Annotated in this window: 23 protein-coding genes and 1 pseudogene; 6 read left to right on the top strand and 18 right to left on the bottom strand. The window is 70.6% G+C overall.

Annotated elements, in window-relative coordinates:
* Nucleotides 1-166 precede the first annotated feature (166 nt).
* Nucleotides 167-433, bottom strand: coding sequence for a hypothetical protein (locus OG842_RS33970; RefSeq protein WP_266735414.1), 267 nt, complete (start codon nucleotides 431-433; stop codon nucleotides 167-169).
* A 193-nt stretch (nucleotides 434-626) separates the two neighbouring features.
* Nucleotides 627-1,154, bottom strand: a complete 528-nt coding sequence (locus tag OG842_RS33965; protein WP_266735415.1) for a hypothetical protein — start codon at nucleotides 1,152-1,154, stop codon at nucleotides 627-629.
* Between the two features lie 72 nt (nucleotides 1,155-1,226).
* Here OG842_RS33965 and OG842_RS33960 point away from each other — a divergent pair.
* Nucleotides 1,227-1,328: pseudogene (locus OG842_RS33960) on the top strand (undecaprenyl-diphosphatase); the annotation flags it as partial.
* A 54-nt stretch (nucleotides 1,329-1,382) separates the two neighbouring features.
* On the opposite strand, the gene OG842_RS33955 reads toward OG842_RS33960, so the two are convergent.
* Entirely contained in the window at nucleotides 1,383-1,652 is a 270-nt protein-coding gene (locus OG842_RS33955; RefSeq protein WP_072489644.1) for a hypothetical protein, read from the bottom strand.
* Nucleotides 1,653-1,899: 247 nt separating this feature from the next.
* Between OG842_RS33955 and OG842_RS33950 the strand changes: the two genes are divergently transcribed.
* From OG842_RS33950 to lnt, 3 genes are all read left to right on the top strand, one after another.
* Entirely contained in the window at nucleotides 1,900-2,760 is an 861-nt protein-coding gene (locus OG842_RS33950) for a universal stress protein (protein WP_266735416.1), read from the top strand.
* A gap of 67 nt (nucleotides 2,761-2,827) precedes the next feature.
* Complete coding sequence (locus OG842_RS33945) at nucleotides 2,828-3,325, top strand: nuclear transport factor 2 family protein (RefSeq protein WP_266735417.1); 498 nt, start codon at nucleotides 2,828-2,830, stop codon at nucleotides 3,323-3,325.
* Nucleotides 3,326-3,425: 100 nt separating this feature from the next.
* Nucleotides 3,426-5,051: an apolipoprotein N-acyltransferase gene (lnt, locus tag OG842_RS33940; RefSeq protein WP_266735418.1), complete on the top strand. Its 1,626-nt coding sequence runs from the start codon at nucleotides 3,426-3,428 to the stop codon at nucleotides 5,049-5,051.
* Nucleotides 5,052-5,059: 8 nt separating this feature from the next.
* Here the strand turns inward: lnt and OG842_RS33935 are convergent, their stop codons facing one another.
* The 3 genes from OG842_RS33935 to OG842_RS33925 all read right to left on the bottom strand — a co-directional run bounded on the left by OG842_RS33935 (nucleotide 5,060) and on the right by OG842_RS33925 (nucleotide 7,644).
* Nucleotides 5,060-5,407: a hypothetical protein gene (locus tag OG842_RS33935; RefSeq protein WP_266735420.1), complete on the bottom strand. Its 348-nt coding sequence runs from the start codon at nucleotides 5,405-5,407 to the stop codon at nucleotides 5,060-5,062.
* A gap of 103 nt (nucleotides 5,408-5,510) precedes the next feature.
* Nucleotides 5,511-6,410: a Gfo/Idh/MocA family protein gene (locus OG842_RS33930; protein ID WP_266735422.1), complete on the bottom strand. Its 900-nt coding sequence runs from the start codon at nucleotides 6,408-6,410 to the stop codon at nucleotides 5,511-5,513.
* 13 nt (nucleotides 6,411-6,423) lie between these two features.
* Nucleotides 6,424-7,644: an FAD-dependent monooxygenase gene (locus tag OG842_RS33925; protein ID WP_266735424.1), complete on the bottom strand. Its 1,221-nt coding sequence runs from the start codon at nucleotides 7,642-7,644 to the stop codon at nucleotides 6,424-6,426.
* 116 nt (nucleotides 7,645-7,760) lie between these two features.
* Here OG842_RS33925 and OG842_RS33920 point away from each other — a divergent pair, with 116 nt between their 5' ends.
* Nucleotides 7,761-8,366, top strand: coding sequence for a TetR/AcrR family transcriptional regulator (locus OG842_RS33920; protein ID WP_266735426.1), 606 nt, complete (start codon nucleotides 7,761-7,763; stop codon nucleotides 8,364-8,366).
* Nucleotides 8,367-8,523: 157 nt separating this feature from the next.
* Nucleotides 8,524-8,976: a hypothetical protein gene (locus OG842_RS33915; RefSeq protein ID WP_266735428.1), complete on the top strand. Its 453-nt coding sequence runs from the start codon at nucleotides 8,524-8,526 to the stop codon at nucleotides 8,974-8,976.
* A 51-nt stretch (nucleotides 8,977-9,027) separates the two neighbouring features.
* Here OG842_RS33915 and OG842_RS33910 read toward each other — a convergent pair whose 3' ends face one another.
* From OG842_RS33910 to OG842_RS33855, 12 genes are all read right to left on the bottom strand, one after another.
* A complete protein-coding gene (locus tag OG842_RS33910) occupies nucleotides 9,028-9,513 on the bottom strand; it encodes a hypothetical protein (protein ID WP_266735429.1) in 486 nt (161 codons plus the stop codon).
* A 135-nt stretch (nucleotides 9,514-9,648) separates the two neighbouring features.
* On the bottom strand, nucleotides 9,649-10,332 hold the full coding sequence (locus OG842_RS33905) for a uracil-DNA glycosylase (protein ID WP_266735430.1): 684 nt from the start codon (nucleotides 10,330-10,332) through the stop codon (nucleotides 9,649-9,651).
* A gap of 88 nt (nucleotides 10,333-10,420) precedes the next feature.
* A complete protein-coding gene (locus tag OG842_RS33900; protein ID WP_266735431.1) occupies nucleotides 10,421-12,001 on the bottom strand; it encodes an ABC transporter substrate-binding protein in 1,581 nt (526 codons plus the stop codon).
* A gap of 118 nt (nucleotides 12,002-12,119) precedes the next feature.
* Nucleotides 12,120-12,875 (bottom strand): SDR family oxidoreductase, encoded by a 756-nt coding sequence (locus tag OG842_RS33895; protein WP_266735432.1) that lies wholly within the window; start codon nucleotides 12,873-12,875, stop codon nucleotides 12,120-12,122.
* Between the two features lie 20 nt (nucleotides 12,876-12,895).
* Entirely contained in the window at nucleotides 12,896-13,657 is a 762-nt protein-coding gene (gene fabG, locus OG842_RS33890) for a 3-oxoacyl-ACP reductase FabG (RefSeq protein ID WP_266735433.1), read from the bottom strand.
* A 236-nt stretch (nucleotides 13,658-13,893) separates the two neighbouring features.
* On the bottom strand, nucleotides 13,894-14,277 hold the full coding sequence (locus OG842_RS33885; RefSeq protein ID WP_266735435.1) for a DUF3037 domain-containing protein: 384 nt from the start codon (nucleotides 14,275-14,277) through the stop codon (nucleotides 13,894-13,896).
* Nucleotides 14,274-15,128, bottom strand: a complete 855-nt coding sequence (locus OG842_RS33880) for a HipA family kinase (protein ID WP_266735437.1) — start codon at nucleotides 15,126-15,128, stop codon at nucleotides 14,274-14,276. Before OG842_RS33880 ends, OG842_RS33885 begins: the two co-directional genes overlap by 4 nt.
* 152 nt (nucleotides 15,129-15,280) lie before the next feature.
* Complete coding sequence (locus OG842_RS33875; RefSeq protein WP_266735439.1) at nucleotides 15,281-15,808, bottom strand: hypothetical protein; 528 nt, start codon at nucleotides 15,806-15,808, stop codon at nucleotides 15,281-15,283.
* A gap of 433 nt (nucleotides 15,809-16,241) precedes the next feature.
* Nucleotides 16,242-17,246 carry a ketol-acid reductoisomerase gene (gene ilvC / locus OG842_RS33870; RefSeq protein WP_266735440.1) on the bottom strand — a complete coding sequence of 335 codons (1,005 nt, stop codon included), beginning with the start codon at nucleotides 17,244-17,246 and terminating at the stop codon, nucleotides 16,242-16,244.
* Nucleotides 17,247-17,306: 60 nt separating this feature from the next.
* Nucleotides 17,307-17,867 (bottom strand): acetolactate synthase small subunit, encoded by a 561-nt coding sequence (ilvN, locus tag OG842_RS33865; protein ID WP_266735442.1) that lies wholly within the window; start codon nucleotides 17,865-17,867, stop codon nucleotides 17,307-17,309.
* A 14-nt stretch (nucleotides 17,868-17,881) separates the two neighbouring features.
* Nucleotides 17,882-19,771, bottom strand: coding sequence for an acetolactate synthase large subunit (locus OG842_RS33860; RefSeq protein WP_266735443.1), 1,890 nt, complete (start codon nucleotides 19,769-19,771; stop codon nucleotides 17,882-17,884).
* A gap of 136 nt (nucleotides 19,772-19,907) precedes the next feature.
* Nucleotides 19,908-20,684, bottom strand: a complete 777-nt coding sequence (locus tag OG842_RS33855) for a 4'-phosphopantetheinyl transferase family protein (protein ID WP_266735445.1) — start codon at nucleotides 20,682-20,684, stop codon at nucleotides 19,908-19,910.
* Nucleotides 20,685-20,725: the final 41 nt, after the last annotated feature.

Here is a 20,725-nt window from a genome sequence, read left to right as displayed (position 1 = left end):
TTCTGTGGGTGCGCCAGTTGCCGACCTCGGCGGGGCGCAAGCCTTCAGCACGCAGAGCGGTGAGGACCGCCGAGGCGGACAGGGGAAGGGCCATCGGGCCTCCAGACATGAGGACGCCCCCGTGATCGTGCACGGGGGCGTCGCTTTGGATGTGGTCAGGCGGGGGCTATATGCCTTCGGTGGCAGATGTCGGCATGGGGTCGCCGAGGGTGCGGCACAGGTAAACGCGCTGCGCGTAGACCGCCACCGGCGGATAGGCGGCGGCAATGCTGGCCATGTAGGCCTCGGCGGCGGCCTGCGCCGCAGCGTCCTCGTTCGACAGCTGGGACAGGGACGTACTGAATGGGATCTCGAAGGTGGTGCCGATCTCAACACCTTCGGCGTAGGCCGTGATCGTGAACTGAACGGCGTAGGCGCCTTCCGGAATTGACATATTTGATCTCCTCACGCAGGGGCCCGAATCGGACCGCGATGCCAAGTGAGCCTAAAACAGGAGATGTTGGGGATCATAGGCATGGGTCAGGGTCAGGGGGTGCTGATACTTACGATGTTGATCAGTCCGGAGGCGCTGGCGTTGTGGTTCCGGCCGACGAATACCTACCACGGCACCCGGTACGCCTTGTCCGTCACGTCGTGGAGACCCCCGCCTCAGGCACAGACACCGTGATCCGAGTAGCGGTGACGACGCAGTGCAGGGTGTAGACGGTGTTTGCCCTGAGGGCGGTGCCCGCCGCGGCGTTGGCCGGCTGGGTAGAAGTGTCGGCCGTGGCGTCGTCGCGGTAAATACGCAGGGAGCCGGTGTTGCTGACCTGGACGGTGTACCCGTTGTGCAGGATCCCGGCCGCGGTCGGTTTGGTGGGGGCGTCGTCGGCGCCCAGGTGAAGGGAGAGCGGCGACCACCCGGGACCTCCGGCCGTCGGCACGCCGAACCGGACCTCGAAGGTCCCGGTCGGCGCGGCGGCGCTGGCCTCGCCGGCGAGGAATACCTGGACGCAGCCGCGCTGCACGCGTCGGGTCAGGGTGCGCGCCCGGACCCCGAGTGGCAGCGCGGCTGCGGCGACAGCCGCCGTGATGAGGGAGCCGGATGCGGCTATGTCGATGTCGAGGACGTCGGCCCCCGGGGCGACGAACGCGCCGAAGTCGTCGCCTGCCATCTGTGCGGCGGACCGCCGCAGGTGAGCCCTGCACCCAGCCGTCCGGATGACGGGGACGACGCTGGGGGTCGCTTCATGCCGTTCGTCATCTACCGGGTACTGCTCGGCGTGCTGCTGTTCGTACTGGTGGCCGCAGGTGTGCTGAGCCCGCACGCGGGTGAGTCGGCGGGCTGAGCCGTCCCGTGGCGGTTCAGCGAACACGCCTGGTGCTGCTGAACCGCTCCGTGGTCAGGGTGTGTCGCCCCGCCAGTCCCAGTGGTCGGGGTCGCCGTCCCGTGGCCCGTACTCCGCTCTGCCGCCCGGACCGAATCGCCCGATCTCCGTGTTCAGCGCCGCGCCCTCGCGCAGCGCCCGGTCCGTCCAGCCCGTCACGTCGAGCAGCAGGCCGTCGAGCGGGCCGCCCACCAACTCCCGATAGGTGTGCCCCGGCCGGGGCCCCGGGTCGGGATCGTCGTGGTCGGCGCCGTACACGCGCCGCTGCCGCATCAGCTCGTCCATGGGGGGCAGGATCGCACCCGGCACTGACAATCGCGGGGGGCCGGCCTCTTTCGCTCGCGCCGGCCCGTACCACGGCTTCCCTCTCGTCGGCACACGCCGCAGCTTCGCTCCCGCCGGTCCGTGTCACGGCCCGACGCGGGTGGCGGTGTGTTCCGGATCTTCCAGGCAGATAGGGTCGAAAGACCCCGCCGTGCGCTGTCCGCGCGCACCGGCCGGGGACATCCATCGCCGGAACCTGGAGGCAACCATGACCAGCACCGACCGTCCCGTGATCGCCGCGGTCGACGGCTCGTCGCACAGCCAGGAGGCACTCGACTGGGCCGCCCACGAAGCCGTACGGCGGGGGCTCGGGCTGACGATCGTGCACGCCCGGACGCCCGACCGGCGCGTCGAGCAGGAAACGCTGCGGCGCGAGGCCCAGGAACTGCTCGACCGGTCCGTGCGAAGGGTCTCCGAGATCGCTCCGGAGCTGCGCCCGTCGACGCTGACCCCACTGGACTACCCTTCGGCGGTCCTCACTTCGCTCAGCCGGAACGCCTCGCTGGTGGTGGTCGGCTCACGCGGCCTGGGCGGCTTCCGGTCCCTGATGCTCGGCTCCAACAGCCTGGCCACCGCGTCGATGGCCGCGTGCCCCGTCGTGGTGGTCCACAGCGGGCCTTCGGACGAGGACACGGCGGTGGAGGGAACGCCGTCCGACATCGTCGCGGGGGTGGCCGCCGACGAGAGCAGCGAGGCGGTTCTCGAGTTCGCCTTCGAGACCGCCGCCTCGCGGCCCGGGACGCGGCTGCGGATCGTGCACGGCTGGACGATGTTCTCCTCGATCCTCTCCGGCGGCCCCGTCTTCGACCGGGACGCAGCGGCGGACTCCGCCGAACGCACCCTCGCGGAGCTCACCGCCGGCTGGCGGGAGAAGTACTCGCAGGTCGAAGTCGTCAGGGAACCGGTGGCCGGCTCCGCCTCACGCACCCTGGTCACGGCCTCGGCGACCGCGGCGCTGACCGTGATCGGGCGGCGCCGTGGCGGCGAGTCCCTCGGTCTGGGGCTCTCCCCTGTCGCGCAGACCACGCTCACGCACGCGCTGGGCCCGGTTGCCGTGGTGCCCTGCTGACACCGCGCCGTCCCGTCGTGCGTGCACGCCTCTTGGCCTCGCACGCCGGCGGGCGGACACTGACCCGATGACACAGCGCGTGGACCTCGCGACCGTGATGGACCGGCTGGCCATCGATGCAGTGATCACCGGCTACGCGGTGGCGGTGGACGACGGTGAATGGGCGGACTACCGGGCCCTGTTCACCGCGGACGGCCGCGCCGACTACCGCGGTGCCGGTGGTGTCGAAGGGCCGGCGCACGAGGTGGCCGAGTGGCTGGCGCGGACGATGAGGCTCTTCCCCGTACGTCAGCACCTGGTCGTCAACCGCCGGATCGGGTTCCAGGACCTCGACGGCTACCCGGGCGACCGTGCCGAGGTGCTGGCCGACTACGTGAACCCGATGCGACTGGAGAGCGCCACGGCGGGTTCGGGCGACACGGAGGTACGGGCCACCGCGCCGAACTTCGTCTCCGGCGGGCGGTACGCGTTCTCGCTCTCGCGTACGGACAGCGGCTGGCGGATCCGTACCGTGACCGTCCACGAGAAGTGGCGCGGCCCGGCAGGCCCCTCGGCCGCGGGCTGAGCCGCACCACCGCTGCTTCCGCCTTCCCGCACCGGGGAAGAACTGCGGAGCGGTGGACGAGGGGGGAGACTGCTCATCAGGCAGGACGAGGAGGCGCGGCATGCGGATTCCGGCCGGTCGGAGCGGACAGCGGTCGCGGGTGCTGCGGTCCGGCCGGTGGCGCGGCTGCCTGGCGGTGCTCGCGGGCGCGCTGCCCGCGCTCGCGTTTCCCGCTCCTTCCCTGTGGTGGCTCGCCTGGGTCGGCCTGGTTCCGTGGCTGCTCCTGATCCGGACCGCCGGCACGGGGCGCCGGGCGGCGCTGGAGGGCTGGCTCGGCGGCACCGGCTACATGCTGGCGGTGCACAACTGGCTGATGCCCAGCCTCCATGTCTTCATCCTGATCCTGGCGGCCCTGCTCGGTCTGCTCTGGGCCCCGTGGGGGCTGCTGGTCTTCCGGATGCTGGGCGGGCGGGTGTCCGCCGCGGCCGCCGCCTTGGCGGTCGTCGTGGTGCCCTGCGGGTGGCTGATGATCGAACTGGCCCGTTCCTGGGAGGCGCTCGGCGGTCCGTGGGGGCTGCTCGGTGCCAGCCAGTGGCAGGTGGCTCCCGCGCTCCGGGTGGCGTCGGTGGGCGGGGTGTGGCTGGTGAGCCTCGTGGTGGTGGCGGTGAACACCGCTGTCGCCCTGCTCTTCGTGACCGCGGCCGCCCGTACGGTGGCCGTGGTGGGCATCGTGGTGTGCGCTCTGGCCGTGGGGGCGATGGCGGGTTGGGCGCCGCAGCCCGAGGAGTCGGGAGTGGCCAGGATCGCCGTCGTGCAGCCGGGTGTGGTCACCGGGGCGCACAGCGTCGAGCGCCGGCTCGCCCTCAGTGAGCGGCTGACCGGCTCCCTGGCCGGGCGCGATCTCGACCTGGTGGTGTGGGGCGAGAGCAGTGTGGGGGTGGATCTCGACCGGCACCCGGACATCACCGCCCGGATCGCCGCCCTCTCGCGCCGGGTGGGCGCGGATGTGCTGGTCAACATGGACGCCCTGCAGACCGACCGGTCGGGCCGGACGGGGATCTTCAAGTCGGCGGTGCTGGTGGGTCCGGACGGGCTGACCGGGGAGCGGTACGACAAGATGCGGCTGGTGCCGTTCGGGGAGTACATCCCGGCCCGGTCGGTGCTCGGGTGGGTCACATCCCTGGGCCGGGCGGCGGGCAAGGACCGGTTGCGGGGCACCCGGCAGGTGATCATGTCGCTGCCCGGGGCCGAAGGTGGGCACGGGCTGCGCATCGGGCCGCTGGTCTGCTTCGAGTCCGCGTTCCCCGACATGAGCCGCCGGCTCACCCAGGACGGTGCGCAGGTGCTGATCGCCCAGTCGTCCACCTCCACGTTCCAGCACAGCTGGGCACCCGAGCAGCATGCCTCGCTCGGGGCGCTGCGGGCCGCCGAGAACGGCCGCCCGATGGTGCACGCCACGCTCACCGGCGTCAGTACGGCGTACGGACCTCAGGGAGCGCGGGTCGGGGCTCCGCTCGGTACGGAGACGAGTGGGACCGCCGTGTACGACGTACCGCTGGCGACGGGCACCACGCTCTATGTACGGCTGGGCGACTGGCCGGTGCAGGGGGCGGCGGCGGTGCTGGCCCTGTTCTGCGCCCTCGAAGCGACCCGGTCCCTCATGCGGCGTGACCGGGCCGGGCCGGCCGGGGCGACGGACGAGGCGGCTGCCGCAGTCGGCGGGCCGACCGAGCGTTCGGGGCAGTGAGTGCCGGGCTATCGGGGGCCGTTGACCGAGACGATGTTGCCCTGGGCGTCGACGGTGAGCGAGACCCGTTCGACCTTGTTGGTCACGGCCAGCGCCAGCCACACGGCGCCCCAGAGGAAGCAGGTGAACACCATCAGGATGGCGTGCAGCACATGGTTCAGCCGGTGCCCCCGGACCATGACGACCTGTGTCCCGGAGCGGGATTCCACCCGCCAGCCGCTCGCGATCCGCTGGTTGACCGCCCAGTCGAGGATCAGACCGCGCTGCATTTCGTCGGGGGGCCGCCCGTCGGCCGAGTAGTAGCCCGGCGGCGGCTGGAGCGCGCCCCAGCCCTTTGGCTCGTCGTGAGGTCTCACGAGGTCACCTCCACGGGCCGGTGGCCCATCACCCCAGCCTGCATCGGAGCGGGACCCGACGCATCCGGAGGCCCATCGGCCGCCGGGCCCGGTCGCCCGGCCTCTAGGCGCAGTCCAGGTCGCGCAGGATGCGTTCGCAGAGCTCATGGGTCAGCAGGGCGTCCGCGGCACTCAGCACCTTGCCGACGCGGACGGCGTCCAGGAACGACAGCACGCTCTGCTCGATGCCTCGCTGGCGGGCCACCGACACCCAGTCGCCGCGCCGCCGGACGCTCGGCTGCCCCTTGTGATCGATCACCTCGGCGAGGTTGACGACCTCGCGCTTGGTGTCCTGGCCGGAGACCTCCAGCCGTTCCTCGGTCGAGCCGCTGAGCCGGTTCATCGTGCCGATGGCGGTGAATCCGTCACCGGACAGCTGGAGCACCACGTGGTGCATCAGGCCGTCGCGGATCCTGGCCTGCACGGCGGTGTGCTCGACCGGTCCCGGCACCAGGAAGCGGAGGGTGTCGACGACATGGATGAAGTCGTCGAGCACCATGGTGCGCGGGTCCTCCGGCATGCCCACCCGGTTCTTCTGCATGAGGATCAGCTCGCGCGGGTGCTCGGCGCACTGGGCGTAGCCGGGCGCGACCCTGCGGTTGAAGCCGACGGCGAGGCTCGTTCCGCGCTCCTCGGCGAGGCTCACCAGCCGCTGGGAATCGGCGAATCCGTAGGCCAGCGGCTTGTCCACGTAGGTGGCGACGCCGGCCTCCAGCAGCCGGGCCACGATCTCCGGATGCACGGCCGTCGGGGCATGGACGAACGCGGCGTCCAGCCCCTGGGCGATCAGCGATTCGAGGTCGGTGTGGCGCTGCCCGGCCGGGATGCGGTGGGCCTCGGCGACCGCGGCCAGGGTGGCGGGCGTACGGGTCTGCAGATGCAGTTCGACGCCGGGCAGGGCCGTCAGAACCGGCAGATACGCCTTCTGCGCGATGTCGCCGAGCCCGATGCAGCCGACCTTCACAGGGGTCTCCCTCTCACTGTTCGGCGTCCACCGTCGCGGTGTCCGCCTCGCGAGGGGCAGCATACGTGTGCTGCGGCGGCTGCCAGTCGGCTATCCCGTCGAAGGTGCGCAGGACGAGGCTGGGCCCGACGCGTGAGACGACGGAAAGCAGCGCGTCACGCGTCGCGACGGCGGGGGCGCTGGTCAGCCGCATCAGACGCGCGGTCCGTGCGGCCTTGCGGACGATGGCCGAGGTACGGGGCAACCGGTCGGCGGTGTACGCCGCCGCTCCCGCGCCGAGGTCACCGCCCGGCGTCAGATGGTGGGCGAGCACGATCGCATCCTCGATGGCCTGGTTGCCGCCCTGGCCGAGGCTCGGCGCCATCGCATGCGCGCAGTCGCCGACGAGGACCGTACGCCCCCGGTGGAAGGACGGCAGGGGATCGAGCAGGTGGTGGACATCGTTGCGGAGCACCTGGCCGGGATCGGCGGCAGCGATGATCTCCGGGATCGGGTCGTGCCAGCTGCCGAACCGGCGCATCAGCTCCGCCTTCTCGCCGTCGGCGGCGTGGGCACCGGCCGGGGCGACGGCGGCCCCGTAGGCGTAGACCCGGCCGTCCTTGAGCGGCTGGGTGCCCCAGAGTGCGCCGCGCCCCCAGGTCTCGTGCGGGGCGAAGGGCCGCTGGGGCGCGGGTACGACGATGCGCCAGGTGGTGAATCCGGCGTACGCGGGTCCGGGGTGGTCCGGGAAGAGTGCCCGCCGTACGGCCGAGTTGATGCCGTCGGCGCCGATGACGAGGTCGGCCTCGATCCTCCCGGCCGCCGTCCCGACCACGGCGGGCGCACCGTCCGCCGTCCCCGGGTCCAGCAGCTCCGCCTCGGCTCCGGTGCGGACGGTGCCGTCGGGCAGCCGGGCCACGAGGCGGTCGACGAGAGTGGCGCGGTGCAGCAGGACGATCGAGCCGCCGAACCGCTCGGTCGCCGCGGCGCTGTCCGTACGGGAGAGCCAGCGGCCACCCGGGGCACGCATGCCTCCTTCGCCCTGCCAGGCGGCGAGGGCCCTGATCTCGTCGCCCATGCCGATGACGTCCAGGGCCCGCTGGGAGTTGGGGGCGAGGGAGATGCCGGCTCCGACGGGTTCCAGGGAGGCCGCGCGCTCCAGAACGGTGACCCGCCAGCCGCAGCCGCGCAGGGCCACCGCCGCGGTGAGACCGCCGATTCCGCTGCCGATGACGACGGCATGGGGCTTGTCCATGGCTCCTCCAGCAATCCGCGCATCCCTGTCGCTCCGGAATCCCGGAGCGATGGGACTACACTTGTAGTGACAGATTCACCGTACTACGGGTGTAGTGCCAGCGGTAGGTTGGCCCCATGGCCACACGCACGACCGGCACCTCCCGGGCCGACCTCATCGCCGACACCGCCCTCGCGCTCCTCGCCGAACGCGGGATGCGCGGGCTGACGCACCGCGCGGTGGACGAGCGCGCCGGACTCCCCCAGGGCTCGACGTCCAACTACGCGCGGACCCGGCAGTCCCTGCTGGAGGCGGCGGTGCGACGGCTGGCAGAACGCGAGGCGCGGGTGCTCGCCCCCGCCGAACTGCCGGATCCGGCCGCCGGGGCGCAGGAACTGGTCGCCGGTCTCGCGCGGGCGCTGCACCGCTATCTCACCCGCCATCCCGAACTGCTCCTCTGCCGCTACGAACTGGCCCTGGAGGCGACCCGCCGCCCGGAACTGCGGGAGTTCTTCGACGCGACCGGCCGCCAGTTCCGCGAACCGCTGAAGGCGCTGATGACGGCCGCCGGATCGACCGAGCCCGAACGGCACACGCTCTCCCTGGTGGCCTGGTGCGAGGGGCTGATGTTCTCGTGCGCCGCTGGGTCGTACAACCGCTCCGTACCGAGCGAGGAGGAGCTGCGCACCGGCTTCACGGAACTGCTCGGCGGGATGCTGGGCCCGCGATGGGCGCCGCACTGAGCCACGGGCACCACGCCCACCGTGTCACCAAGGCCGACGTCACCACAGCAATGGCGTCACCACGGCCGCCGCACTCACCCGGCAGGTGTCACTCTTGCGGGCCAATCCCGGCTTCCCGGTTTCTCCGGAGCCCCTCCCGCACAGCAGAGTTGATCAGGTGCAACGAACCAGAATCACCGTGAGCCTCCTGATGGGCGTCGCCGTCACGGCGCTGTCCGGCTGCGTGTCCGTGCAGCCGCAACCCGACGTTCCGCCCCGGCCCCGGGCCAGTGGGCCGGCCCAGGACCTGGCACCGCAGATCGTGCTGCCTCCGGTCCACGACTCCCTGGAGGCCGTGCCGAGCCCCGAGCCGTCCGCCTCCGCGTCCCGCCCCGCTCACGCAGAACCGCCGGACACCCGCCGCTCCGTGCCCCTCGCACCCTGGCAGCAGCGGCGCCCGGCCGCCACGCCGCCCCGGCTGCACGGTGTCCCGCCCGCCGCGGGCGTACCCGCCCCGGCCCTGCCCCGACCGGTCGCCGGGACGGATGTCTGCGCGCTGGGGCGGGGGTACGGGCGCTGGCCCGCGGGCAGCCCCCAGTCCCGGATCTGCGACAACACCTACGGCCACTGAGCCCTGACGGGAGAAATGAGAGGTGGCCCGTCCGCCGTGGACGGGCCACCCTCACAGCTCGCGCAGCCGCAGCTCCAGTCGCGCGATCGCCGCGCGCACCCCTCCCCCGTACCCGTCGTCCGCCCCGTCCTCCGCGAGCACCCCGGAGGCGGCACGCGCCCGGTCCAGATGGACCCGCGCCGCATCGGGGCGTCGGAGCTTCAGATAATCCGCCGCGAGATTGAGATGGAGCGAGGGGTAGAACGCCCGCACCGCCGACGCATCGGGGTGCTGCGCCGCGCGCTCGTCGGTCAGCGCCCAGGCGGCGGTCAACGCCCTCAGGTCCCAGGCCAGTTCGTCACCCGGATCGTCCTGGGTGTCGGCCATGTAGTGGGCGAGGGTGCACCGGTGCAGGGCGTCACCGTCCTCGCCGATCTCCGACCAGAGCTCGCCGAAACGATTCCGGGCCTCTTCCCGGTCGCCGCCGTGCAGCAACATGACCGCCTGGCCGATTCTGGTCATGACGGCGTCCTTGGACGCCTCCCGCTGCTCCGTCACTGCGACCTCCCTGCGCGCTCGTCCCCCGTTCCGCGTTCGACGCTAGCCGCAGCGACGGCGAATCCCGCTGAGGCTCGGGCGGGCGTCCCCGGCCGGCCGCCGGACGCCCGCCGCCGGCCGGGGCGAAACCCCCGGTCAGCCCAGGTCGGGGATGCGCCAGTCGATCGCCTCGTGGCCCTGTGCGGCCACCGCCGCGTTGATCTGCCGGAACGGGCTGGAGCCGAAGAACTTCTTGGCCGACAGCGGCGAGGGGTGTGCCCCCTTCACCACCACATGGCGCTCCTCGTCGATCAGCGGGAGCTTCTTCTGGGCGTAGTTGCCCCAGAGCACGAAGACCGCCGGGTCGGGCCGCGAGGCGACGGCGCGGATCACCGCGTCGGTGAACTTCTCCCAGCCCTTGCCCTTGTGCGAGTTGGCCTCGCCCGCGCGGACCGTCAGCACGGCGTTGAGCAGGAGCACACCCTGCTCGGCCCACGGCATCAGATAGCCGTTGTCCGGGACCGGCAGGCCGAGCTCCTCCTTCATCTCCTTGTAGATGTTCCGCAGGGACGGCGGCGTCTTCACACCCGGCCGCACGGAGAAGCACAGTCCGTGCCCCTGCCCCTCCCCGTGGTACGGGTCCTGGCCGAGGACGAGGACCTTCACCTTGTCGTAGGGCGTGGCCTCCAGCGCGGCGAACACCTGGTCGCGCGGCGGGTAGACCGGCCCCTTGGCCCGCTCCTCCTCGACGAACTCGGTGAGCTCCTTGAAGTACGGCTTCTGCAGCTCTTCGCCGAGGACGCCGCGCCAGGACTCGGGCAGCAGGTCGGTGTCGGTCACTTCAACAACCTCCGGTAAGCAATCAGCTTTTCAACCGAGAACCTACCGGGGGCCACTGACAACGCGCCCTGCCCGGTCCGGCTCCGGGCTACCAGCTGGCCTTGCGGTACAGCTCCCACATCTGCATGACCGTCTGCGGGTCCAGGGCACGCTCGCCGCCGCCGATGTCCTCGCCGGAGGCGACGTACAGCTTGCCCTGCCACAGCGGCAGGATCCGCACGTCGTCGACCAGGATCTTCTGCGCCCGTTCGAACTGCTTGCTGACCGCGCCCCGGTCGCTCTCCTTGCGGGTCTGCGGCAGCAGATCCTTGGTGATCTCGTTCTTCATGTACGGCATCCCGGTGATGCTGTCCTTGCCGAGGAACGGGGCGATGAAGTTGTCCGGGTCCGGGAAGTCCGGGAACCAGCCGCGGCCGAAGGCGGGGTACTCGCCCTTGGTGAAGCCCTCCTGGAACGTCTTCCAGGGCTTGCTCTTCAGCGTGATCCTGAAGAGGCCGGAGCTCTCCAGCTGCCGCTTCAGCTCGTCGAACTCGGGGGCGGTGGAGGAGCCGTACCGGTCGGTGGTGAACCAGAGCGTCAGCTCGACCGGCTTGGTGATGCCCGCCTTGGTCAGGATCTGCTTCGCCTTGCCCTGGTCCGGGTCGCCGTAGGCGTCGAAGAAGCTGGTGGTGTGCCCGGCTATGCCCTTGGGGACCATGGAGTACAGCGGTTCGGCCGTGCCCTGGTAGACCTTGGCCACGAGGGCGTCACGGTCGACGAGCTGGGCGATGGCCCGCCGTACGGCCACGTTCCCCGCCGCCGGGTCCTTCGGGTTGAAGACCAGGAAGCGGATGTCCGCGCCGACCGTCTCGACGATCTGCAGATTGCTTTCCTTGTCCTTGTTCTCCTCCAGGCTGACAACCTCCTCGGCGGTCAGACCCCGGTAGATCGCGTCGATCTCCTTCTTCCGCAGCGCCGCGACCACGGGCGCGGAATCCTTGAAGTACCGAATGGTCACGGCGTCGTTCTTGCGGTTGGCGTAGCCCTTGTAGTCCGGGTTCTTCACCAGTTCGGCACTCTTCCCCGGCTTGTACGAATCAAGCAGGTACGGGCCGGAACCGGTGATCTTTCCATCGCTGCGGAGCTTGTGCTCGGAATAGGCGCTGGGCGCCACCAACGACATCGCGGGCGTGGTGAGAATGAAGGGGAAGGTGGCATCCGGCTTGGTGAGGTGGAAGACGACAATGTCGTCCCCCTTGGTCTCGATCCGGTCGAGCGAGCCGAGCATGCCGACCGGGCCGCCCTTGACCTTGAGCGCCGTGATCCGGTCGATGGAATACTTCACCGCCTCGGCGTCGAGCTTGTCCCCATTGGAGAATTTCAGGCCCGCGCGGAGCTTGCACCGGTAGGAGGTGCTGGTGGTGTCGGTGAACTTGCACCATTCCGCGGCATCGGGCTCGGGCTTCGTGCTGCCGCTGGGGTAGCTCATCAGGGTCTGGAAGACATTTCGCATCAGCTCCCAGGAGTTGTCCCACGCCGCCGCCGGATCGAGGGTGGATGGCTCACTGGTCGTACCGACGACTATCTTCTGCTCGACTTCCGAACCGCTGTCGGAAAGAAGTCCGCAGCCGGCCAGCAGAGAAAGGGAAGCAAGGGCTGCAGCGGCCTGCAGACTGGCCCGGTAGAACACGTGAACGCTCCTCGATCAGCCATGGGTCGGCAGACCATACCGCAGTGCCCCGTCGGGTCAATCCACGGGCCCGACAGGGCACTTGAGTCAATCAGGGCCAAATCCTCTCAGGCTGTTCTCAGCCCACGCCCGCATTCAGGAAAATTCCGCCGTCGACCACCAGAGTCTGCCCCGTGATCCAGTCGGACTGGCTGGACGTGAGGAACGCGGCGGCACCGCCGATGTCCGCCGGCACTCCCAGCCGGCCGAGCGGGTAGGCGGCCGCGGCCTCCTCCTCACGGCCCTCGTACAGCGCCTGGGCGAACTTGGTCTTCACGACCGCGGGTGCGATGGTGTTGACCCGGACGACCGGGGCGAACTCGTGCGCCAGCTGAAGGGTCAGATTGACCATGGCTGCCTTGCTGATGCCGTACGCTCCGATGAAGGGCGAGGCGGAGATCCCGGCGACCGAGGCGATGTTGACGATCGCCCCGCCGTTATCCTTCTGCCAGGCCTTCCAGGTCTGCTGCGCGAAGCCGAGCGCCGAGATCACATTGGTCTCGAAGACCTTGCGGGCGACATTGAGGTCGAGCTCCGCGATCGGCCCGAAGACCGGATTCGTGCCGGCGTTGTTGATCAGGAAGTCGACCCGGCCGAACGCCTCCATGGTGCGCTCGACGGCCACCGCCCGGTGCGCCTCGTCGTGCGCCTTGCCCGCCACGGCGATCGCCCGGTCGGCGCCCAGCCGCTCGACGGCCTCCTTGAGGGCGTCCTCGCCGCGTCCGGTGATGCACACCCGGTCGCCGCGGGCCACCAGCGCCTCGGCGATGCCGTAGCCGATGCCCCGGCTCCCGCCCGTGATGAGCGCGACCTTCCCGCTGTCCTGCACAGTCATGATGTCCGAAGCCCTTCGGGTCAGTTGAGCGGTCCGCCGGCGACGTACATGACCTGACCGGAGACGAAGCCGGCCTCGTCGCCCGTGAAGAAGGCGATGGCGTTGGCGATGTCCTCGGGGCGACCGACGCGCTGCACCGGGATCTGGGTGGCGGCGGCGGCCTGGAACTCCTCGAAGCCCATGCCGACCCGGGCCGCCGTCTGGGCGGTCATCTCGGTGACGATGAAGCCGGGGGCGACGGCGTTGGCCGTGATGCCGAACTTGCCGAGCTCCTTGGCGAGGGTCTTGGTGAAGCCCTGGAGACCGGCCTTGACGGCGGAGTAGTTGGCCTGGCCGCGGTTGCCGAGCGCCGAGGAGGAGGAGAGCGAGACGATCCGGCCGAAATTGGCGTCCACCATGTGCTTCTGAACGGCCTTGGCCATCAGGAACGCGCCCTTGAGGTGCACGTTCATCACGGTGTCCCAGTCGGACTCGGTCATCTTGAAGAGCAGGTTGTCGCGGAGCACGCCCGCGTTGTTGACCAGGATCGTCGGGGCGCCGAGCTCGGCGGCGACCCGCGCGACCGCGGCTTCCACCTGGGCGCTGTCCGACACATCGCAGCCGACCGCGAGGGCGGTGCCCCCGGCGGCGGTGATCTTCTCGACGGTGTCCTTGCAGGCCGCCTCGTCGAGGTCGAGTACGGCGACGGCGCGACCCTCGGCCGCCAGGCGTACCGCGGTGGCGGCGCCAATGCCCCGCGCCGCTCCGGTCACGACGGCGACGCGCTGCTCGGTGGTGGACATGCTTGGTTCTCCTCGCCCTTGGATCGCCGCTCAGCGGGACGTCGGGGCACCCCCGGCACGGGACCTCGTGTGCGCGGAACCTTCCCGATGACTGAGCAACCGCTTAGTACCTTCAGCAGACGAGACGCTAGAAGCCCTGGCACCCGGTGTCAACGGCCCACGGCCGCCGGGGCGCATGTCACACCCGGCGGCGCCGCCCGCACGGTGGTGGCGGGCGGCGCCCGAGGCCCCGGAGGTCAGCGCACCAGCAGGTCGAGCAGCCGCTCGACCTCGGCCTCCGGGTCGGCCGTGAGGCCGCTGTGCACGGGGCTCGGCTGGACGACGGTGGAGCGCGGCGCGATCAGCCACCGGAAGCGGCGGCCGGCGTCGTCACCGCCCGCCTGGCCCGCGTCCGTACCGCCGCGGCACACTCCCTCGACGGCGTGCAGGGCGGCCCGTACACCGACCACGTCGGCGGTCGGGTCCAGGGCCCTCAGCTTGGTCTCGTCCAGATGGGTGCGGGCGGCCACGAAGCTCCGCGCACGGCAGTAGACGACCACGCCCGCGTTGAAGAACTCGCCACGCTGCACCCGGGGCACCACGCGCAGCAGTGCGTACTCGAAGACATCGCGCTCGCTCACGGCCGGCCGTCCTTGTCGTTCTTCTTGGTGGGGTGCGGCCAGGGGGTGAGGTGTTCGGTGAGCCAGCCGGGGGCCTGGGACGGCTTGGGCGCGGTGGGCCCGTCCATCGTGATCCGCTCGTGGATGGTCGCGGCGCGCGGCAGCAGCGCCTCCACATAGGCGCGGCGCAGCTCGTCGGTGGAGTCGAAGCCCGGCTCGTCCACCAGCCACTCGTCGGGGACGTCGGCGGCGACCTCGGTGAGCAGCTCCTCGGTGACCAGCGGGGCCAGCTCGGCGGCGGCCGCCGCGATGTCGGGCGCGAACGGGGCGAGCGCGTGGTCGGAGGCGTTGTACGGCTTGGCGGCGGACGCCTGGGCGCCGGGCCAGTTGTGGTGCCAGATCATGGTGGCGCCGTGGTCGATGAGCCACAGGTCTCCGTGCCAGACCAGCATGTTCGGATTGCGCCAGGACCGGTCGACGTTGTTGATCAGCGCGTCGAACCAGACGACCCGTCCGGCCTCCCGCGCGTCCACCTGGTAGGCGAGGGAGTCGAAGCCGATCGAGCCGGGCAGGAAGTCCATCCCGAGGTTGAGCCCGCCGCTGGCCTTCAGGAGCTCCTGCACCTCCTGATCGGGCTCGGCGAGCCCGATGACCGGGTCGAGCTGGATCTGCACGAGATCGGGGACCCGCAGCCCGAGCCGGCGGCCGAGCTGCCCGCAGATGACCTCCGCGACCAGCGTCTTGCGCCCCTGTCCGGCACCGGTGAATTTCATGACATAGGTGCCGAGATCGTCGGCCTCGACGATCCCGGGAAGCGATCCGCCCTCCCGCAGGGGCGTGACGTAGCGGGTCGCTGTGACTTCGGTGAGCATTTCCCCAGGCTATCCGGCGAGGACACCTCACGATCCACGAAATGTCGCGCCACCGCTCAGTCCCGGGAATCACCCCGGTCGGCTCCGGGGGCCTTCACCGCCGTCGCCGCGACCCTCATATGCCACCGCCGGCTCACCGACTGAACGGCGGTTTACAGCTGGTCCCCCACGCCGGCTGGTTCCGGAGGATGCGGCCCGCCACCGTCCTTGATGTCCTGATCGCAGGTTCGTCCGTCGTAGGACTGGTCATTGGGAATCAATAACACTCCGGCAACCTGCTCAGGGTGCTCGACGGCGAGCCAGCCGTCGCCCGTGAGGTCACCGTCCGGCCCGAACGCCTGGGACGAGTAGACCGTCCGACACCCCAACGTCACGCGCTCCTTATCGACCGCGCAGGCGTCCACTCCAGGGCCGGATCTCCCGTCGGCGCCGTCGAAGCGGTAGTGGAAGTGGACCCGGTCGCCTTCGGAGGGCACCTGCGGGTGGGGCTCAAGGCGCCAGTCAACGACCTCGGCGGTGACGCCGAGAGGCCGCCCAGACGTGTCCTCGACCTGCACCCTTGCACCGGCCTCACCGCGCTCCGCAGTCGTGTCGGTGCAGCCCCAGTGGGAAGAGCAGCCCGATAGGGCGAGAATCACCAGAGCCAACGGAGCACCGGCAAATACCCATGCGGGGAACACTCAGGTGACCTCCAGTCAGAGTGGAGCGGAGCAGTGTATCCCGCGGCACGGCAGCTGCGGGTGACCGCGACGAGCGCCTGCGGCGGTGAGTCCTCGCCATCGCCACCAGCCGCATCAACCACCACCGCCTCACCAGGCGAAACAACGCCTTGAGCGTCATCGGGGGGCTCGTCACCGTCACCGAATCCGCTCAGGCCGACGGCCACACCCTGCTGCGATTCAGGGAGTGGACACGCAAGCCCCTCCGGTCGAGGCTCGGGGCCCGGGACGCCCGACGCCTGCAGAGAGTCCATCCCCGAAGTCTGCTGGTCTCGTGACGTAGCGGGTCGCTGTCTTCGGTGAGCATCGGCCCAGGCTGTCCGGCGCACGGCGCGGCGCCCGGTCCCCGCGGGCGTCTTCGCGCACCGGGGGCCGGACGTCCGGGGCGTCGGTGTTACGCGTCCTCGTCGTTGACCCAGCTCATGAGCTTGCGCAGCTCGCGGCCGGTGGTCTCCAGGAGGTGGTCGCTGTCGGCCTTCTTGTACTCGTTGTACTTGGGCAGACCGGCGTGGTACTCGGCCATCCAGTTCTTGGCGAAGGTGCCGTCCTGGATCTCCGCGAGGACCTTCTTCATCTCGGCCTTGGTGGCGTCGGTGATGATCCGCGGGCCGGTGACGTAGTCGCCCCACTCGGCGGTCTCCGAGATCGACCAGCGCATCTTCTCCAGGCCGCCCTCGTACATCAGGTCCACGATGAGCTTCAGCTCGTGCAGGCACTCGAAGTACGCGATCTCCGGCTGGTAACCGGCCTCGGTCAGCGTCTCGAAACCGGCCTTCACCAGCGCCGCGGTACCACCGCAGAGCACGGCCTGCTCACCGAACAGGTCGGTCTCGGTCTCCTCGGTGAACGTCGTCTTGATGACGCCGGCACGGGTGCCGCCGATGCCCTTCGCGTACGACAGGGCCAGCGCCAGGCCGTTGCCCGAGGCGTCCTGCTCGACGGCCACGATGCACGGAACGCCGCGGCCCTCCTCGTACTGACGGCGGACCAGGTGACCCGGGCCCTTCGGCGCGACCATGCAGACGTCGACGTTGGCCGGCGGCTTGATGAAGTCGAAACGGATGTTCAGACCGTGGCCGAAGAACAGCGCGTCGCCGTCCTTGAGGTTGTCCTTGATGGACTCCTCGTAGACCTGGGCCTGGATCGGGTCCGGGACCAGGATCATGATGACGTCGGCCTCGGCCGCGGCCTCGGACGGCGTCACCACGCGCAGGCCCTGCTCCTCGGCCTTCGCCCTGGACTTCGAGCCCTCGTGCAGACCGACCCGGACGTCGACACCCGAGTCACGCAGCGACAGCGCGTGGGCGTGACCCTGGCTGCCGTAGCCGATGACCGCGACCTTACGGCCCTGGATGATGGACAGGTCGGCATCGTCGTCGTAGAACAGCTCGGCGGGCATGGTACTTCTCCTTGATCACTGGAACGTAAGGGTGTTCGGACGGGACTTGACGGGCACGGGCTATGCGCTCTGCGCCTCGGTGGCGGCCGGGGTCAGGCGGATCGGACGGGCCTCGCGGGCGGAGCGGTCGGCCAGGGCGCGGGAGCCGCGGCCGATCGCGATCGCGCCGGACTGGACGAGCTCCTTGATGCCGAAGGTGGCGAGCATCCGGAGCATCGCGTCAAGCTTGTCGCCGGAGCCGGTCGCTTCGAGGGTGACGGCGTCGGGCGAGACGTCGACGGTTCTCGCGCGGAACAGCTCGGCGATCTGGATGATCTGGGCCCGGGTGCCGTGGCCGGCGCTCACCTTCACCAGGACCAGTTCGCGCTGGACGGCGGAGTCCGCCTCCAGCTCGACGATCTTGAGGACGTTGACCAGCTTGTTGAGCTGCTTGGTCACCTGCTCCAGGGCCAGTTCGTGGTCGACCCTGACGACGATGGTGATGCGGGACAGCTCGGGATGTTCGGTGGTGCCGACCGCGAGCGAGTCGATGTTGAAGCCGCGGCGCGAGAACAGGGCGGCGACACGGGCGAGGATGCCGGGCGTGTCCTCGACCAGGACGGAGAGCGTGTGCTGGGACATGTCAGAGGGTCCTCTCAGTCGTCCGCGTAGTCGCCGAAGTCGGGGCGTACGTCGCGTGCGGCCATGATGTAGTCGTTGGAGGTGCCGGCAGGGACCATCGGCCACACCATCGCGTCCTCGTGGACGATGAAGTCCACCACGACGGGGCGGTCGTTGATCGCGTTGGCCTTGTCGATGATCGCGTCGAGCTCGTAGGGGTTCTCGCAGCGCAGGCCCACACAGCCCATCGCCTCGGAGAGCTGTACGAAGTCCGGGACCCGGGTGCCGTGATGGGTGGCGGATCCCACTCCGCGGGTCGATCCGGTGGTGGCGTTGGTGGCGCCGTCGTGCAGCACGGTGTTGGAGAACCGTGCACCGTAGAACAGGTTCTGCCACTGGCGGACCATCCCGAGCGCGCCGTTGTTGATGATCGCGACCTTGATCGGGATGTTGTTGAGCGCGCAGGTGGTGAGTTCCTGGTTGGTCATCTGGAAGCAGCCGTCGCCGTCGATCGCCCAGACGGTGCGGTCGGGCCTGCCGGCCCTGGCGCCCATCGCGGCCGGGACCGCGTACCCCATCGTTCCGGCGCCGCCCGAGTTGAACCAGGTGCCCGGTTCCTCGTGCGGGAGGAACTGCGCCGCCCACATCTGGTGCTGCCCCACGCCGGAGGCGAACAGCGTTCCCTCCGGGGCCAGTCGGCCGATCCGTTCGATGACCTGCTGCGGGGAGAGCAGTCCCGGGTCGGCGGGCAGTTCGTAGCCGCGCCGGTAGGTGGCCCGCCAGTGGTTCAGCTCCCGCCACCAGGCGTCGTAGTCGCCGGCACGGCCCTCGGTGTGCTCGGCCCGTACGGCCTGGACCAGGGCGAGCAGGACCTCGCGGGCGTCGCCGACGATCGGCACGTCGGCGACCCGGTTCTTGGAGATCTCGGCGGGGTCGATGTCGGCGTGGACGACCTTGGCGTGCGGGGCGAAGCTGTCCAGCCTGCCGGTGACGCGGTCGTCGAAGCGGGCCCCGAGGGCGACGATCAGGTCGGCCTTCTGGAGTGCGGCGACCGCTGCGACGTCCCCGTGCATGCCCGGCATCCCCACGTGCTGCGGGTGGCTGCCGGGGAAGGCGCCCAGCGCCATCAGGGTAGTGACGACGGGGGCCCCGGTCAGTTCGGCCAGGGTGCGCAGTTCGGCCGTGGCCCGTGCCTTGAGCACCCCGCCGCCGACGTAGAGGACCGGGCGGCTCGACGTGCTGATGAGGTGGGCGGCCTCACGGATCTGTTTGGCGTGCGGCTTGGTGACCGGGCGGTAGCCGGGCAGGTCCGTCCTGGTCGGCCAGCGGAAGGTGGTGGTCGCCTGGAGAGCGTCCTTGGTGATGTCGATGAGCACCGGTCCGGGGCGGCCGGTCGAGGCTATGCGGAAGGCCTCGGCGACCGTGCGCGGGATGTCGTCGGCGTTCGTGACCAGGAAGTTGTGCTTGGTGATCGGCATGGTGATGCCGACGATGTCCGCTTCCTGGAAGGCATCCGTGCCGATCGCGGCGGAAGGGACCTGGCCGGTGATCGCGACCAGCGGCACGGAGTCCATGTACGCGTCCGCGATCGGGGTCACCAGATTGGTGGCGCCCGGCCCCGAGGTCGCCATGCACACCCCGACCTTGCCGGTGGCCTGTGCGTATCCGGTGGCCGCGTGCCCGGCGCCCTGCTCGTGGCGGACCAGCACATGACGGACCCGGTCCGAGTCCATCAACGGGTCGTACGCCGGAAGGATGCAGCCGCCGGGGATGCCGAACACGGTGTCCGCGCCGGCCTCCTCCAGCGAGCGGATGAGGGACTGGGCGCCCGTCACGTGCTCGGCGCCGAAGTCGGGCTGCCCGGTGGTGCGGGGCAGCACTTGCGGGAGGAGGGCCGCGGGGGCCTGCTGCACAGCGTTTGACATCGTCAGTTCCAAGAGTCCGTAGGGATGTTGGCGTGGACGTTGCGGTGATCGGCAGCCGCGGCGGGAGCGGCCGGGTGGTGCGTGCCCGCCGCCGAGTGATCACCGCATCGGTGCACCCGGCGGACTCGATGAGTGGTCAGGGCGGGGTTCTCGCCGTCTGGAGGGCATCGCAGTCGTGCCGTACGAGATCGAGGCCGGCGAGCCTGCGGACGAGCGGTCCTTCCACGGTCAGCTCGCCGCGTACCGCCACCGCCGCCGCGTAGCCCCGGTCCACAGGTACGTCGAGCAGGGTCCAGCCGGACGGCGGGTACGGCCCCTCGGGGCGCCCCGAGCCGACGTAGTCGAGCGCGGGGTCGCGTCCCAGGCCCGTGCCGAGGCCCTTGAGGTAGGCCTCCTTCCGGGTCCACAGCCGGGCCAGGGCCCGGGGCCGGGCCGGCGGGCTCAGCGCCGCCAGTTCGGCCTGCTCGTCCACGTGCAGCATCGCCGCGAGGTCGGCGGTGCCGTCCTCGTCCGGCACCAGTTCCACATCGACCCCGATGGGGGCCGCCGCGGTTCCGACGACGGCGAGGTCTCCGCGGTGGGACAGCGAGAAGAACAGCCGGTCGTCGGCGTCGAGCACGGTGGGCCGGCCGTGCGGTCCGCCGCAGCAGGGGCAGGTGTCCCGGCCGAGGTGGACGTCCTCGGGGCGCAGGCTCAGGTACGAGCCGAGCAGCCGGCGAAGGGCGACATGCGCGGCCGTGAACCGGGTCCGGTCGGCGGCGTGCATGAGGGTGGCGGCACGTTGGCGCTCGGTCGCGTCGAGTACCTGTTCGTCCAGGATGCCGATGGGGACATCCGAGACCCTCAGGAGCCAGAGGTCGAGCGAGCCAGGGGGTGGCAGCTCACGGACGACCCACGGCAGGGTTTGTTCCACGGGGTCTCTCCTGTTCGTACGAGAGTGACAGGCGAGTCGGG

Source organism: Streptomyces sp. NBC_00376 (assembly GCF_036077095.1).
Taxonomy (GTDB): domain Bacteria; phylum Actinomycetota; class Actinomycetes; order Streptomycetales; family Streptomycetaceae; genus Streptomyces.
Note: the sequence above shows the minus strand (reverse complement) of the source record. Positions and strands in the feature narration are given on the sequence as shown.